Annotated in this window: 11 protein-coding genes; 5 read left to right on the forward strand and 6 right to left on the reverse strand. The window is 66.3% G+C overall.

Annotated features, from left to right (window positions below):
• Window positions 1–35 precede the first annotated feature (35 nt).
• From QCE63_RS23485 to QCE63_RS23500, 4 genes are all read left to right on the forward strand, one after another.
• A complete protein-coding gene (locus QCE63_RS23485; protein WP_309836358.1) occupies window positions 36–968 on the forward strand; it encodes a sugar kinase in 933 nt (310 codons plus the stop codon).
• A complete protein-coding gene (locus QCE63_RS23490) occupies window positions 961–2,244 on the forward strand; it encodes a D-tagatose-bisphosphate aldolase, class II, non-catalytic subunit (RefSeq protein ID WP_309836359.1) in 1,284 nt (427 codons plus the stop codon). The genes QCE63_RS23485 and QCE63_RS23490 overlap by 8 nt, the downstream gene beginning before the upstream one ends.
• 26 nt (window positions 2,245–2,270) lie before the next feature.
• Entirely contained in the window at window positions 2,271–3,047 is a 777-nt protein-coding gene (locus QCE63_RS23495; protein ID WP_309836360.1) for an L-iditol 2-dehydrogenase, read from the forward strand.
• A gap of 171 nt (window positions 3,048–3,218) precedes the next feature.
• Window positions 3,219–3,998, forward strand: a complete 780-nt coding sequence (locus tag QCE63_RS23500; RefSeq protein ID WP_309836361.1) for an SDR family NAD(P)-dependent oxidoreductase — start codon at window positions 3,219–3,221, stop codon at window positions 3,996–3,998.
• 59 nt (window positions 3,999–4,057) lie between these two features.
• On the opposite strand, the gene QCE63_RS23505 is transcribed toward QCE63_RS23500, so the two are convergent.
• Window positions 4,058–4,297 (reverse strand): hypothetical protein, encoded by a 240-nt coding sequence (locus QCE63_RS23505; protein ID WP_309836362.1) that lies wholly within the window; start codon window positions 4,295–4,297, stop codon window positions 4,058–4,060.
• 196 nt (window positions 4,298–4,493) lie between these two features.
• Here QCE63_RS23505 and QCE63_RS23510 point away from each other — a divergent pair, with 196 nt between their 5' ends.
• A complete protein-coding gene (locus tag QCE63_RS23510) occupies window positions 4,494–5,138 on the forward strand; it encodes a DsbA family oxidoreductase (protein WP_309836363.1) in 645 nt (214 codons plus the stop codon).
• Window positions 5,139–5,446: 308 nt separating this feature from the next.
• Here QCE63_RS23510 and QCE63_RS23515 read toward each other — a convergent pair whose 3' ends face one another.
• The 5 genes from QCE63_RS23515 to QCE63_RS23535 form a co-directional block, all read right to left on the reverse strand.
• Window positions 5,447–7,141, reverse strand: a complete 1,695-nt coding sequence (locus QCE63_RS23515; protein ID WP_309836364.1) for a cyclic peptide export ABC transporter — start codon at window positions 7,139–7,141, stop codon at window positions 5,447–5,449.
• A gap of 10 nt (window positions 7,142–7,151) precedes the next feature.
• Entirely contained in the window at window positions 7,152–7,919 is a 768-nt protein-coding gene (locus QCE63_RS23520) for an ATP-binding cassette domain-containing protein (RefSeq protein WP_309837316.1), read from the reverse strand.
• A gap of 103 nt (window positions 7,920–8,022) precedes the next feature.
• Window positions 8,023–10,032 (reverse strand): Fe(3+)-hydroxamate ABC transporter permease FhuB, encoded by a 2,010-nt coding sequence (fhuB, locus tag QCE63_RS23525; protein WP_309836365.1) that lies wholly within the window; start codon window positions 10,030–10,032, stop codon window positions 8,023–8,025.
• Window positions 10,025–10,960 (reverse strand): ABC transporter substrate-binding protein, encoded by a 936-nt coding sequence (locus QCE63_RS23530; RefSeq protein WP_309836367.1) that lies wholly within the window; start codon window positions 10,958–10,960, stop codon window positions 10,025–10,027. The genes fhuB and QCE63_RS23530 overlap by 8 nt, the downstream gene beginning before the upstream one ends.
• Window positions 10,945–14,511, reverse strand: coding sequence for a penicillin acylase family protein (locus QCE63_RS23535; RefSeq protein WP_309836368.1), 3,567 nt, complete (start codon window positions 14,509–14,511; stop codon window positions 10,945–10,947). The genes QCE63_RS23530 and QCE63_RS23535 overlap by 16 nt, the downstream gene beginning before the upstream one ends.
• Window positions 14,512–14,518: the final 7 nt, after the last annotated feature.

Below are 14,518 nucleotides of genomic sequence, written 5' to 3' on the forward strand. Positions count from 1 at the left end.
CACCACTTTTCGGAATCCGGAAGAATGGCGTCATCATGACGATGGGAGAGATTCTCGTCGAGATCATGGCAACCGAACGCGGGCAATCCTTCCGTGCACCCGGCACGCTGATCGGGCCGTATGCGAGCGGCGCGCCGGCCATCTTCATCGATCAGGCGGCCAAGGCCGGCAGCCGTTGCGCGATGATCGGCTGCGTCGGCGACGACGACTTTGGCGTGCTGAACGTGGAACGACTGCGCGCGGACGGCGTGGATGTAGCGGCCATCGAAGTGCTGCGCCACGAAACCACGGGCAGCGCCTTCGTCACCTATCGCGATGACGGCGAGCGCGACTTCATCTACAACATTGCCAACAGCGCATCGGCGAAGCTGTCGGAGGCGCAGGTGAGCGAAGCGCGGCTCAAGGACTGCGCGCATTTTCATGTGATGGGCTCGTCGCTGTTTTCGGCTGCGATCATCGACGCTGTGAAGAAGGCGGTTCGCATCGTCAAGGCGCAAGGCGGCACGGTGAGCTTCGATCCCAACGCGCGCAAGGAAATCCTGGACCGGCCCGGCATGCGTGAAGCATTCGATCATCTGATCGGATGCACGGATGTGTTCCTGCCGAGCGGACATGAAGTGACGCTGCTGACGCAAGCCGACTCCGAAGAAGCCGCCATCGAAGAACTGCTTGGACGGGGCGTGCGCGAGATCGTCGTCAAGCAGGGCGCGTGGGGCTGCCGACTTTACGACGGTGCGCGACGCCTGGACCATCCGGCGTTTGCCGTCGAAGAGGTCGATCCCACCGGCGCGGGCGATTGCTTCGGCGCGACTTACATTGCCTGCCGCATGCAGGGCATGGACGCGGAGCGCGCGCTGCGTTATGCAGGCGCGAGCGGCGCGCGCGCGGTTCAGGTCAAGGGTCCGATGGAAGGCACTGCAACGCTTGCGCAACTCGATCAGTTCATCTCGGAGCACCGATATGCATGACGTGGTGACACGCCTTTCCGGCGATGCAAACGCGGGCCGCAGGCTCAAGGGCATCTACTCGATCTGTTCCGCGCATTCATGGGTACTCGAGGCCGCGTTGCGGCAGGCGCTGGACGACGATACGCCGTTGCTGATCGAATCGACGTCGAATCAGGTCGATCAGTTCGGCGGCTACACCGGCATGAAGCCAGCGGACTTCGTGGGCTTCGTGCACGACATCGCCGGCAAGGTGGGCTTCGCGCGCGAGCGTCTGATACTTGGCGGCGACCATCTCGGTCCGAATGCATGGCGCGCACTGCCTGCCGAGGAAGCGATGCAGCGCGCCGATGCCTTGATCGATGCGTATGTCAGCGCGGGCTTCAGCAAGATCCATCTCGATGCGAGCATGCCGTGCGGCGGCGATCCCGAGCGGCTGTCCGACGCCGTCGTGGCCGAGCGCGCGTCGCGTCTGTGCGCGGTTGCCGAAGCGGCGGCGCAACGCGCAGGCTTCGCCACGCAACCGGTCTATATCATCGGCACTGAAGTGCCCGTGCCGGGCGGTGCGAGCGAGGCGCTGGATGGCGTCGAGGTCACGCATGCGGATGCGGCGCTCGAAACGGTGGCGATCCATCGCGACGCCTGGCGCGCGCGCGGTCTCGACGAAGCCTGGCAGCGCGTGATCGCGCTGGTCGTCCAGCCGGGCGTCGAGTTCGATCATACGAAGGTGATCGATTACCAGCCGGCGCTCGCCAGTGGCTTGTCGCACGCATTGACGCAACTGCCGGGCATGGTCTTCGAGGCGCATTCGACCGACTATCAGACGGCCGATGCACTGCGTGCCCTGGTACGCGACGGCTTCGCGATCCTCAAGGTCGGTCCCGGCGTGACGTTCGCACTGCGCGAGGCGCTGTACGCACTCGCCGATATGGAAGCCGAGCTCGTGCCGGCGGGCGAGCAGTCGAAGCTGCGTGAAGTGGTCGAGAAGGTGATGACGGACAAACCCGGCAACTGGGAGCGCTATTACCACGGCGACGAACACGAAAAGCGTCTGCTGCGCACATATAGCTATAGCGACCGCGTGCGTTACTACTGGACCGATCCCGCCATCGATGCCGCGACGCAGCGCCTGCTGCGTAATCTCGAAGCGACGCCGATCCCCGAGAACCTCTTGAGCCGTCATCTGCCTGCGCAGTACCACGCGCTGCGGACGGGACGCATCGACGGCAGGCCGTCGAGCCTGATCCAAAGCAAGGTACGTGAAGTCATCGAGACGTACGCGGCCGCGTGCCGCGCCTGACTCCCTTCTTTTAATGGACGCTGCAAATGAAACTCGAAGGAAAGATTGCGATTGTGACCGGCGCGGCAGCCGGCATCGGCGAGGCGGTCGTGCGCCGCTATCTCGACGAAGGCGCGAAAGTCGCCGTGGTCGATGTCAAGCCGCAGGCCGACATGAGCGCCACATTCAGCGGGATCGCGGCCGAGCGGCTCCTGCTCATCGAGGCCGACGTCACGAAGCGCGAAGGCATCGAACAGATCGTGAGTGCGACGCTCGGCGCGTTCGGGCGTATCGACATTCTCTACAACAACGCGGCCATCTTCGACATGCGGCCCTTGCTGGACGAATCGTGGGACATCTTCGACCGCGTGTTCGCCGTCAATGTCAAAGGCATGTTCTTCCTGATGCAGCGCGTCGCGCAACAGATGGTGGAGCAGGGCGGCGGCGGGAAGATCATCAACATGGCGTCGCAGGCGGGCCGGCGCGGCGAAGCGCTGGTGTCCCATTACTGCGCGAGCAAGGCCGCCGTGATCAGCTATACGCAGTCGGCGGCGCTCGCGCTGGCGCCGCACAAGATCAACGTGAACGGGATTGCGCCCGGTGTGATCGACACGCCGATGTGGAAGGACGTCGACGCACTCTTCGCCCGTTATGAGAATCGGCCGATCGGCGAAAAGAAGCGGCTTGTGGGCGAAGCGGTGCCGCTCGGGCGCATGGGCAAGCCGGATGAACTGACTGGCGCGGCGGTGTTCCTTGCATCGGCGGATGCGGATTACATCACGGCGCAGACGCTCAATGTCGATGGCGGCAACTGGATGAGCTGAGCTGCTCTTTCGATCTGGAGAATGGAGTAGCAATGACACTGAGCCTCACCCAGCTTGCTGCGCGTGGATCGCGCAGTGCGTCAGGCGGGGTATCAGAAGCAAGGTGATGCCGCGAGCGGCCGGCCTGCGGGCCGCTTTTCTTTGTCAAGCGCGCTGAGGAGGCGTCCACGCATGTACATGAACAAGTTCCGGCTGGACGACAGGATCGCGGTCGTCACGGGCGCGGCGCGAGGGATAGGTTTCGCCATTGCCGAGGCGCTTGCCGAAGCGGGCGCGCGCGTCGTGTTGACCGACTACGATGCGAAGGCGCTTGAAGACGCCGTCGCCCGGCTTGCCGCGACTGGCGCAACAGTCGAAGGTGAGATCTTCGACGTCACCGATTCGGCCGCCGCGCAACGCGTGAACGACGCCATCGTGGCGCGGCACGGGCGCGTGGATGTGCTGGTGAACAACGCGGGCATCGCTATCTCCGATCATCCGGCGGAAGACATGAGCGACGAAACCTGGAGTCGCGTGATCGATGTCAACCTGACCGGCGTATTCCGGGCATGCCGCGCGTTCGGCAAGGGGATGCTGGAGCGGGGCGGCGGCAGTATCGTGAACATTGGCTCGATGTCGGGATTCATCGTCAACCGGCCGCAGGAACAGGTGAACTACAACGCATCGAAGGCAGGCGTGCATCATCTGACGCGTTCTTTGGCGGCCGAATGGGGCGCGCGCGGCGTTCGCGTGAATGCGGTCGCGCCGACCTATATCGACACGGAGATGAACCAGTACGTGCACGCGAAAGAGAACGAGGCGCGCTTGCGGGACTGGATCGGCAACACGCCGATGCACCGGCTCGGCCGCGTGGATGAGATCGCCTCTGTGGTGCTGTTTCTCGCGAGCGACGCAGCGAGTCTCATGACTGGAGCGATCGTGCTCGCCGATGGCGGCTATGTGTGCTGGTGAAGGTGCGCGGGTTGAAGCGCCGTCAGCGAATGCAACCCGCGCAGGAACGCCCTTTATTGTTAATCCGGCGGAACCACCGTCTCCACGCGTCCGCTCTTCACATCGTAGACGAGGCCGGATACCGTCGCACCGCGCGGCAGATTCGGATGTGCCCTGAGTGCAGCGACGTCGTGCGCGACTGCGCGGTACGGGTCCGTGACCGCGAGCGCATCGAGCATCTCTTCGGTCACGCCCATATGCTTCGCCAGCAGTCTGGGCGCGTGATGGTAACAATCCGTGATCCCGCAATCGGTGTCCACGCTTACTTTCCGATGGGTCGTGCAACGCGTCTTGCGGCACGCATATTCGTCGATTTCTTTCGCCGATGAACTGAAGACCCAGCCACTCGATTTCATCGAGCGGACGTGAGGTGCGAGCGCATCGCTTCCGGCCGATGACTGCAGGCCTCGGCAATTGACGCTACCCTGTCGAATTCGTTTTTCACTCGATCCCGTTATGTCCCGCACTCTTCAAATCGACTTCGTTTCCGATATCGCCTGCCCGTGGTGCGCCGTCGGGCTTGCTTCGCTGCAACGCGCGCTGGAGCGTCTCGGCGAATCCGTCGATGCCACTATCACGTTGCATCCGTTCGAACTCAATCCGGACATGGCGCCGGAGGGCGAGCGCATCGTCGACTATATCGGCCGCAAATATGGCCGCACGCCCGCGCAGATCGCCGAATCGCAGGCGACCATCCGCGAGCGCGGCGCGCAAGAAGGCTTCATGTTCGGTGCGCGCGAGCGGGTCTACAACACGTTCGATGCGCATCGGCTGCTGCATTGGGCGCGCATCGAAGGCAAGCAACTCGCGCTCAAGCTCGCGCTGTTGCGTGCTTATCACGGCGAAGGCAAGGACGTGAGCCAGGCGGATGTGCTGATCGATGCCGCACGAAGCGTCGGACTCGATGCCGATCAAGCGCGCGACGTACTCGCCAGCGGCAGGTTCGCGGATGAAGTGCGAGCGGAAGAACGCGAATTCCAGGAACTCGGCATTCAGTCCGTGCCGGCGATCATCTTCGATCGCAAGTATCTGGTGAGCGGCGGACAGCCTTCGGAAGCATTCGAAGAAGCGATCCGCAAGATCATCGACGGGCAGGCTTGATCTCGACTTCGACAGGATCGTCGATCGCATGCGCGCTCGTCGACTTGCTGCATGAAGCCGTCGGGCCTGAATCGATCGGCGACATGCGGAAGTTCACACCATCAAAAAGTTGCATCATAAGCATTATGTCAATACGAGTTTGAAACTCCGTGTCTGAAGAAACGCTGATTGAGGGCTTCCTTGTCTCGATGTCCCGGTACTGCGCTGTGTTTCGAGTTCTCCCAGGCTCGGCGCGTTGCGCCGAGCGCCTGGAAATCTTGAGGAAACACATCGCTCGGGGATCTTTGCTTCTCACCACGAAAAAGCGGTCAGGCCGTGTACGCAAACACGCTGCCCGATTCCACGCGTACAATCCGCCCCTGTTCAAGCCGGACAACGCGGTCGGCCCGCTCAAAATACCGGTCGTCGTGTGAAATAACAATTAGCGTCCTGCCTTGCCGTTTCAGGTCCGGAAGCATTTCCGTATAGAAGAAACGACGAAACGTCGGGTCCTGATCGGCGGCCCATTCGTCGAGCACCATCCACGGCCGGTTTTCGAGATACGCATGCACCAGCGCCAGTCGCTTGCGTTGCCCTGCCGACAAATCGATGGTCGAGAACGCTCCGTCCTCGATCCGTACTTTGTGAGCCAGTTCAAGCTTGTCGAGATAGCCTTGCGCGCGTTTCACCGTGTCGGGATCGCTCGCAACGAGATCATCAAAGAGGTGATAGTCAGAAAAGACCGCGGAAAATTGCTGGCGATAATCGTCGAGCCGGTCGTCGGGAATCGGCTGGCCATCGGCAAGCAACTGACCTCGGCCCGGCGTATAGAGCGACAACAGCAGCTTCACCAGCGTGGTCTTGCCGCAGCCGTTCTCACCGACGATGAACAGCGTTTCTCCGCGACGAATCTCCAGGTCGACCGGCCCCAGTTGAAACGGCGCGGCATCGCCGACAGCCGGAAACGCATGAACCGCTCCGCGCAGCGCGATGCTCTGCAGCGGCGCGACGGATGAAGCCGGCGACGCGATGTCGCGATCCAGCAGGCGCGGTTCACGATTCTCGAACTGGGACGACAACTCGGCGATGCGCCGGAACGACACGCGCGCCTGAATCAGCGCGGGCACGCCGCCTGCAATCTGTTCGATAGGCCCGCGAATGTAGAGCAACACGATCACGAAGCCGCTCACCACTTTGGAATCCACGCCGAGCCGGTCTTGCAAGACAAGAATGATCCCGATCACCATGAAGAACAGCGTCGTGCCGACCGCGCCCGTCGCATAAAAAAGCCGCATCGCGCGAATCTTCAGATCCGCGATGGTGTCCGCCGCCCCCGACAACTGCTCGCCATACACGCGCGCGCGCCGTTCGCGGCTCAGCCGCAACTCCTTCGCGCCTTCGGTGATCGCCCGGTACTGCTTCTGCAGCGCATCCTGCGCGCCGCGCACGCCCTGGTAATGATGATCCCAGCGCAAAGACGCGTAATGGTTGATGCCCAGTCCCCCGAGGATCGCCGCCAGCGCCAGCAGGAACAACAACGGCGACAGCACCAGCATGTACACGATGCAGCCCATCGCGATTGCCAGCGCCACCGCGAAACTCGGAAAGTTGAAGGTGAACGCGCTCACGGTATCGACATCGCTGTTGAGCGTGGCCAGCAGCCGGTGCACCCGATAGCGTTCCACCTCCGCAATCGGCGCGCACACGATGCGCGCGGAAATATCCTTGCGTAAGGACGCGATGATCTTCTGTCCGATCATGCTGTTGCCCACGCCGGAAATCGCGTTTCCCGCCAGCGCAATCGCACACAAGCCGATAAAGGTCGCGATGGTGCGCCCGGAGATACCGCCCGGCGCGTGCAGGCCGTCGTTGATGGCGGCCAGCAGCCAGGCCGTCGCCAGACCCGCGAGGCCGCCCATCGTCGTGGCGAACAGGCTCAGGTGCCAGAACGGGCGGAACAGCCGGAACAGCTCCCGTCCGAAGTGAACCTCCGGCTTGTCTTCGTGTTGCAAAGTGTCGCTCATGTAGAACCCTTTATCGAACCATGCACACCGGCTCGCCGGTATGCGGATGTGGCATGACTTCCATCGCGATGCCGTAAATTTCTTCGAGACGCGCCGCCGTCATGATCTCGGCCGGCGTGCCGCGCGCGCACAGCTTGCCGCCGCGCAGCGCGATGATTTCGTCGCAAAAGCGCACCGCCATGTTGATGTCGTGCAGCACGACCACCACGCCCAGCCCCCGCGCTCGCGACAACTCGCGCACCAGCGACATGACCTCGACCTGATGCGCGACATCCAGCGCCGAGATCGGCTCGTCGAGCAGCAGACAGTCCGCGTTCTGCGCGACCAGCATGGCCAGCCAGACACGCTGGCGCTCGCCGCCTGACAGCGTATCGACGAGACGGCCCGCGAAACGATCGACGCCGGTGAGCGCCATGGCCTCCTCCACCTTCTCGCGGTCTTCCCGCGAGAAACGGCCTAGCGCGCCATGCCAGGGATGGCGGCCGAAGCGCACCAGCTCGTGGACCAGAATGCCCGCGGCCGAAGGCGTGTACTGCGGCAGATAGGCCAGTCTGCGCGCGAGCGCGCGTCCCGGCCACCGATCGAGCGGCGCGTGCTCGAAGCGGATCTCGCCCTGCGCCGGTTCATGCTGCCGCGCGAGCAGTTTGACGAGGGTCGACTTGCCCGAACCGTTGTGGCCGATCAGTCCGATCACGCGATGCGCTTCCAATGCAAGCGACAACGGATGCAGCAGCACGCGCCCCGGCACGGCGAAGCTGACATCGCGCAGCTCGAACATCGGCGACGGCGGCGGCGCGCCGGGCGGCGCGGCGTCGTGGCGCGACGGGTCGTCGAGGACGGAAAGTAAAGTCATGAATGATCCGGATCATGTGAAAGGCGCATCAGGCGCGCTCTCGCCAGAGCAGCAGCAGAAAGTACGGACCGCCGACGAAAGTCGCGAGCAGCCCAGCGGGAATCTGATACGGAAACAGCAGGTTGCGGCCCAGCCAGTCGGCGACGACCAGCATCGCGCCGCCCAGCAGCGCCGCGCCGCTCACCTGCGCGACCGGCCGGCGCAGGCCGAGCAGCCGCGCGATGTGCGGCGCCATCAGGCCGATGAACGAGATCGGCCCGATGATGAGCGTGGCCGCGGCCGTCAGCATCGCCGCGAGCAGCAGCAGGACCAGACGCGTGCGCCCCACGTCGATGCCCAGGCTGCGCGACAGCGGCTCGCCCAGCGGCAAAATATCCAGCGCGCGAGCCGCGAGCAGCACGGCGGGCAACACGATCGCGCCAGCGCCGAGCGCCGCGAGGGCGTCGTGCATTTGCACGCGGTAGGTGGAGCCGGCCATCCACACCATCAGGATCGACATGCGAGGGTCGCCGCTCGCCATCAGCAGCGACGTCAGCCCGCTGAACACCGTGCCAATCGCGATACCCGTCAGCACCAGCCGCTCCGGCGAAAATCCGCTGCGACGCGACTGCATGAACAGCGCGGCGAGTGCCAGCAGCGCGCCAGCCGAGGCGGCAGCGAACTGCATTGCGGCGGTCGGCGCGGCGACCGCGAACAACAGCACGATCAAGCCGAGCGACGCGCCCGACGAAATGCCGAGAATCTCCGGACTCGCCATCGGATTCGACGTCAGGCGCTGAATCACGATGCCCGCCACGGCGAGCATCGCCCCGGCGGCGAGCGCGCCGAGCACGCGCGGTGCACGCAAGGCGGCGAGCGGTCCGAGCGTGTCGAAGGTATCGACATGCCAGCCGCCGAGTCCGCGCGATATCAGCAGCGCACCGGCCATCACCACGGCCAGGCCGAGCAACATCGCGGCGATGCGTCCGGCCGGCAGCGTGGTGCGCGCCCTCTGCGGGGGCGCATCGTTGCGAATGTCGTGCGGCGTGTCGTGCAGTTGGGGCAACAGCCATAACAGCAGCGGCGCGCCCAGCAGCGCGGTGGCCACACCGGTCGGAATCTCGATGAAGCGATGCGCGACGATCTGCACGGCCTGATCCGCCACCCACAGCAGCAGCCCGCCGACCAGCGCGCCCCAGCTGAGCCGCGCGCCTAGCGTGCGCGCCCCGGATAGCCGCGCCAGCGCGGGTCCGGCCAGTCCGATGAAGCCGATCACACCGAGCGCGCTGACCACCCACGCCGACAGCGCCGTACCCAATGCGAGCGCGCCCAGCCGCAGGCCGCGCAGCGAGACGCCCAGCCCGCGTGCGGCCGAATCGCCTGCCGCGAGGACCGACAAGGGCCGCACGAGCAGCATGATCGCCACGCAGGACAGTGCGACGCGCGGCAGCAGATGCAGCACGATCGACCAGCTATTCTGATTGAGCGCGCCCGATTGCCAGACGAACACGCTGATCAAGCCGTCCGAGAAAACCAGCGACAGCACCGACCCCACAGCGCCGGCGCACAGCGTGATGACCAACCCCGCCAGAATCAGCACGAGCGGCGAAAGCGTATGCCTCCAGGCGATCGCGAATACCACGGCAAAGGCCGCCGCGGCGCCGCCCATAGCCACGGCGTCGCGGCCGTCGAGCAACAGCGAGGGAAACCATATCGCCGCGGCCGTCACCGCGACGCTTGCGCCTGCGGCGACGCCGAGTGTCGTCGGCTCGGCGAGCGGATTGCGCAGCACATGCTGGAACAGCGCGCCCGCCAGCGCCAGCGCCGCGCCCGCCAGCAGCGACACCGCCAGACGCGGCAGAAACGAATACAGGATCACGACGCGATGCATGTCGTCGGCATCGGCGGAAGGCAGGAGACCGGCCCATCCTGCAGCGGGCAGCGCGGCGTGCAGATTCGCCCATGTCAGCGCGAGCGCCAGCGCGAGCAGCGCCAGCACGAGCGGCCACGGCGAGCGGGCGTGCCTGCGCGGCATCATGGTGGCCGCCGTGCTAGACATGCCGATACTCCGGTCGTCGTGCGAGGCCCTGCAATCCTTTCAGAAAAGGTTGGGCCGCCGGATACGAACTATAGAGATCGACCAGCGGAATGCGGAACACCCGCCCCCTGCGCACCATGGGAAGGCGATTCCAGAACGGGCTCGCCGCAAGCTCGGCGAGCGCGGCCGTGGTGCCCGCGCCGAAGTCGACGACGATGACATCGGCGTCCGGCGCTTCGGCGAGCGCTTCGACGCCCGTCACCGCGAAACCATAGGTGTTGGTCGGACGCGTCCACGCGTTCGGCAGGCCGAGGCGACGCATCACGTCGAACATCATGCTGTTGCGTCCGTACACGACCATCGAGCGTCCACCGCCATTCAGCGTCAATAGGAACGCCGGCCGCAGCGGTGCGCCCGCCGCGCGCAGCGCCGCAGCGGTGCGCTCGGTCAACGCATCGACGTCCGACATGTAGGCCGTGGCCTGCGGCTCGCGTCCGGTCAATGCGGCTGCGCGTCGAAAGCCCGCTGCAGCGCGCTCGAACGCACCGGTCTCGCCGTTGTAGATCTCGAGATGCAGCACCGGCGCGATCGAGGCGATACGCTCACGCGCTGACGGCAGCGTCGTCACCGTCACACATTGATTGATCCGGAGCGCGAGCATCAGTTCGAGATTCGGTTCGTTGGGATCTCCGCAGTCGGCGATTCCCGGCGGCATGGGCGGCTGGCCGCCCATCGCGTCGTAGAACGACTTGTCGACGCCCGCCACCGGCTGCACGCCGAGCGCCAGCAACGTCGACGTAGCCGCGCGGTCTGGCGCGAGGATCCGCATCCGCCCGACGCCGTTGAATACCCGCGCGATGGCGGGCGAAGGAACCGGCAAGGCCGAGCCGAGCGCCGCCGCGCACAGCAGGCGGCGTCTGGTACGGGAAAGCGTCATTCGGTACGGCATGAAGCGGGCATTCCGTGGGTGTCGGTGAGTGTCGATGCGAGCCGTGCGCGCCAGACGCCGCGCTCCCGCGCCGTGGCCTGCGGGGCGGGTGCAAAGCGCGCGAGCGCCACGCCCGCACGGTCGCTGAAGGTGATGGCATCGTCCGCGCCGGCCTGAGCCAGCACGATATCCGAGACCCGCAGATGCAGCGCGAAGTTGCGCGATTGCACGCTCAGCCAGCCGTCGCCGATATCGTGGACACGCGTGAGCCGCGCCGCATGCGACTGCACGGCGCCGTCGTTGGCGACGCGGCTGGCGAGCGGCAGATGCGCGTCCAGCGCTGCATTCAACCATGCCAGCGCCGCCAGCCGGGCATCCGGACCGCGTGCCTGCGCCGTGCAGCGGGGCACGGCGCTACGCAACGCCACGCTCTGCAAGGCGGGAAGCGCCGCGTGTTCCGCATGCTCCAGCGTCGCGTCCGGATGAAATTCGGCCGATTGATCGTCGGCGCGATACGTCGACACGAATGCGGCATACGCACCGGCGCGCGCGTCATCGACGACATGAATCTTGGCGACGTTGTGCCCCGCACCATCGAAGAACTGCAACTGCCGGTACGGTTCGCGGCTTGGGCCATAGTAACGCGTCACCGCGAACGCCTCCTTCCAGACGCCGGGATCGGGGCGCAAGTCGAGTTGCTGCGGATCGCGCGCGGCGACATGCAGCGGCCGGCCGCGCCGGTCGAAATACGGTGTCGTGGCATCGACCGTACGCTCGCTGATGCCGCTGTCGGTACGCACCATCACTTCCAGTTTGCCGAGCGTTTGCACATGGGCGAGCAGCGCGTCGATGTCTCGCGGCGACGCCCGCAGCCGCACGACGTCCCGCCCCGCTTCAGTCGCGACCAGCGCGGCCTCGGGCGTGTCCAGCCACTGCGCCGCCTCGCGCGACGGCAGCCGCTCGCGCAGCGCCGTCCAGCGTTCGGCGAGCGACGCCGGCGCCACGGCGGAGGTCGCCGAACGCGCATCGACGACCAGCGGCGCGCCCGCATCCGATGCATCGAACGACTGCGTGCTCCATTCCTGATCGGCGTAGCGCAAGAGCCCGTCGCCGTAACGCGGTGACGCCGGATCGTCCGATTGCGCGGCGGCCATCAGCGTTTTGGCATCGACTGCGCCGTCTGCCCCGAACGACACGACCTGCAAATACGTATTGGCGTTCGCGTGCGCATCCAGCACCTTGCCGCCCGTCTCGATGCGCCGCTCCGAACAGGCCGCCGTGAAGTAGCCGTCGCCGTCGCAGCCGCCGAACAGCCCGATCCGTACGCCGTTGCGCCGGACGAACAGCGTGTCTGCCCGCTCGGCGTCGATGGCGAAGCCGCCCTGCTCGATCCGCAGGACCGCAACCGCCAGCATGCGCGCGAGCGTCGCGCCGTCGACCTTGAGGCCAGCGGGCGTGTCGAGCGGACGCGCTGCATCGAACGGCACCGCAGCGCGGGCCGCATCGGGCAGCGTATCGATGCGCGTCCACCAGGCATCCCAGAGTGTCGCGCCGCGCGCATCGGCGCGTGCGGTGTCGTTCCAGTCGCGCAGCACGCGGCAGGCGGGCGCTATGTCGATATCGCGGGCCGCGATGTCCTCGCCGCCCGCCGGATCGCGGTCGACGCGCACTTCGCGGCGTCCCGCTGCATCGGCGCTGACCGCATTGCAGGCGGCGTCGAGCGCGTCGCGCTTGTAGAGCGTCGCGGACATCGAGCGGCTGTCGAGCGCCATCGACCGCAAGGTGGCGGGATTCGCGCCGCGTCCGGGCAAGCCGTCCGTGCCGGCGATGCGCTGCTGCGCCATGCGCAGACCGAGGCGCGCGCGCAGGCCCAGGTCGCTTCGTTCTGCGCCAGTCACCGCGGCGTAGCCGGTCAGCGGCTGGGCGGGATTGGCCAGCCAGTGCGAATTGTTCATGTTCGCCACGAAGTCACGCCGCAGCAGTTGGGGCTGCCGGTCCGCTGGCATCGCGCCGGGCTGCGGCGAGCCCTGATCGGTACGCCAGTCGCAGGCCGTGCGCGAGCCGTCGAGAAACGGCACGCCCGGCGCGCCCGCGGCAAACGCATGGCCGATGGGCGTCGTGCATGCCGCAGCGAGTGCGTCGGGCACGTTCGGCACCGCGCCGATATCGGCGTACCACACGCGCGGATCATCGCGCCCGATGGCGACCGTGTTGACCCACGGCACCGCCGCCTCGCGGGTCTGGATGGCACGGAACTCATCCAGCGAACGCGCCCGCCCCCAGGCCAGAAAATTCTCGAACACGCGATAGTTGGCCGCGTTGATGTCGCGGATCGCGAAAGCCTGCCTGTCTTGCCAGCGCATCGCGGGCGAGTAGCCGGACAAATCAGCGATCGGACCGAACGCGCTCCGGTAGAGCGTGCGCCGCACCGTCGTCAGCGTGCCGTCGGGCGCGCGCGCCTGGACGGCGATCGGCACGGGCGTCATCGCGACGCGCTGGCCGTCGCGCAGATACGTTGTCGGCGAATCGTCCGCGAGCGTCAGCTGAAACACGCCGAAGCGGCGCGCAGCCGACACCGTGTGCGTCCAGGCGACGTCGCGGTTGAAGCCGATCATCACGACCGGCACGCCGAGCATCGCCACGCCGCTGACATCGAGCTTGCCCGGTAGCGACAGACGCATCTGATAGAACTTGTCCGGCCCTTCGAGGAACCAGTGCGGATTGCCGAGAAGAACCGCATGGCCATCGCTGCTGCCCTCCGCGCCGAAGGCCAGCGCATTGCTGCCGATGCCATGTCCGCCGCCGACCGCGAGCGATTCGCCCGCGACCGCGCGCGTGACGCCGGCGAGCGTCGCGGCGGCCGTTCCATCCGAGTGCTGCACGCCCTTGGCAGGAGGCGCGGACGCGCTATCCGGCTTGCCTGCCGAGGGCGGCCGGGCGTTGGCGATGCGGGCGGCGAAACGCGCTTCGCCGCCCGCGAGGTTGGCGGCGAACAGGCGGCGGTACACATCGTCCGCGTCGATCTCGCCGACCCAGCCCGCGCCACGGCATGCCGCGTTTGCAGGTGCGGCCGCGCCGCTGCGCCAGTCGCGCACATAGCGGTTGTAGCCAGCGGCGAAGCCGTCGACCATCTCGCGGATCGCGGGCGGCTGCGCCGCGCGGTAGGCCTGCACTTTCGCGGTGTCATCGACCAGCCGAAAGTAGAAGTCGGAGTCGAGATTGCCGATGTCGCCGAGCGTCGACGCCGTCGGCTGTCTGGCGTCAGCCCCGAACCAGCGCGATCGCTCCCCGCGATACGTGACAAACGCCGCTGCGAGCGTGCACAGATTGTCGGCCGCCTGCGCATACGCCGCGCCCCAGCCAAGACTGCCCCAATCGTTGGCGACGATGTGCGGCACTCCATCCGGCGCACGCGTGATTTCAGCCCGATACGCCGGTGTGGACGGTGGCTGATCTCGCGCCGGGTCCCGCGCCGCAGCGGCTTCCTCGCGATGAGCGGCGCAGGCCGCAAGCCCCGCGCACAGGGTCAACGAGACGGCGAGTGTCAGCCACGGTGTGCTTGCCTCTTTCAATTCGATA

The organism is Caballeronia sp. LZ065 (assembly GCF_031450975.1).
GTDB lineage: Bacteria > Pseudomonadota > Gammaproteobacteria > Burkholderiales > Burkholderiaceae > Caballeronia.

Excerpts from the sequence above, each read along its gene's own strand:
- QCE63_RS23520 (WP_309837316.1), bottom strand. The coding sequence starts at position 7,919 with ATGTTCGAGCTGCGCGATGTCAGCTTCGCCGTGCCGGGGCGCGTGCTG.
- QCE63_RS23500 (WP_309836361.1), top strand. The coding sequence starts at position 3,219 with ATGTACATGAACAAGTTCCGGCTGGACGACAGGATCGCGGTCGTCACG.
- QCE63_RS23530 (WP_309836367.1), bottom strand. The coding sequence starts at position 10,960 with ATGCCGTACCGAATGACGCTTTCCCGTACCAGACGCCGCCTGCTGTGC.
- QCE63_RS23490 (WP_309836359.1), top strand. The coding sequence starts at position 961 with ATGCATGACGTGGTGACACGCCTTTCCGGCGATGCAAACGCGGGCCGC.
- QCE63_RS23510 (WP_309836363.1), top strand. The coding sequence starts at position 4,494 with ATGTCCCGCACTCTTCAAATCGACTTCGTTTCCGATATCGCCTGCCCG.
- QCE63_RS23485 (WP_309836358.1), top strand. The coding sequence starts at position 36 with ATGACGATGGGAGAGATTCTCGTCGAGATCATGGCAACCGAACGCGGG.
- QCE63_RS23495 (WP_309836360.1), top strand. The coding sequence starts at position 2,271 with ATGAAACTCGAAGGAAAGATTGCGATTGTGACCGGCGCGGCAGCCGGC.
- QCE63_RS23515 (WP_309836364.1), bottom strand. The coding sequence starts at position 7,141 with ATGAGCGACACTTTGCAACACGAAGACAAGCCGGAGGTTCACTTCGGA.
- fhuB (WP_309836365.1), bottom strand. The coding sequence starts at position 10,032 with ATGTCTAGCACGGCGGCCACCATGATGCCGCGCAGGCACGCCCGCTCG.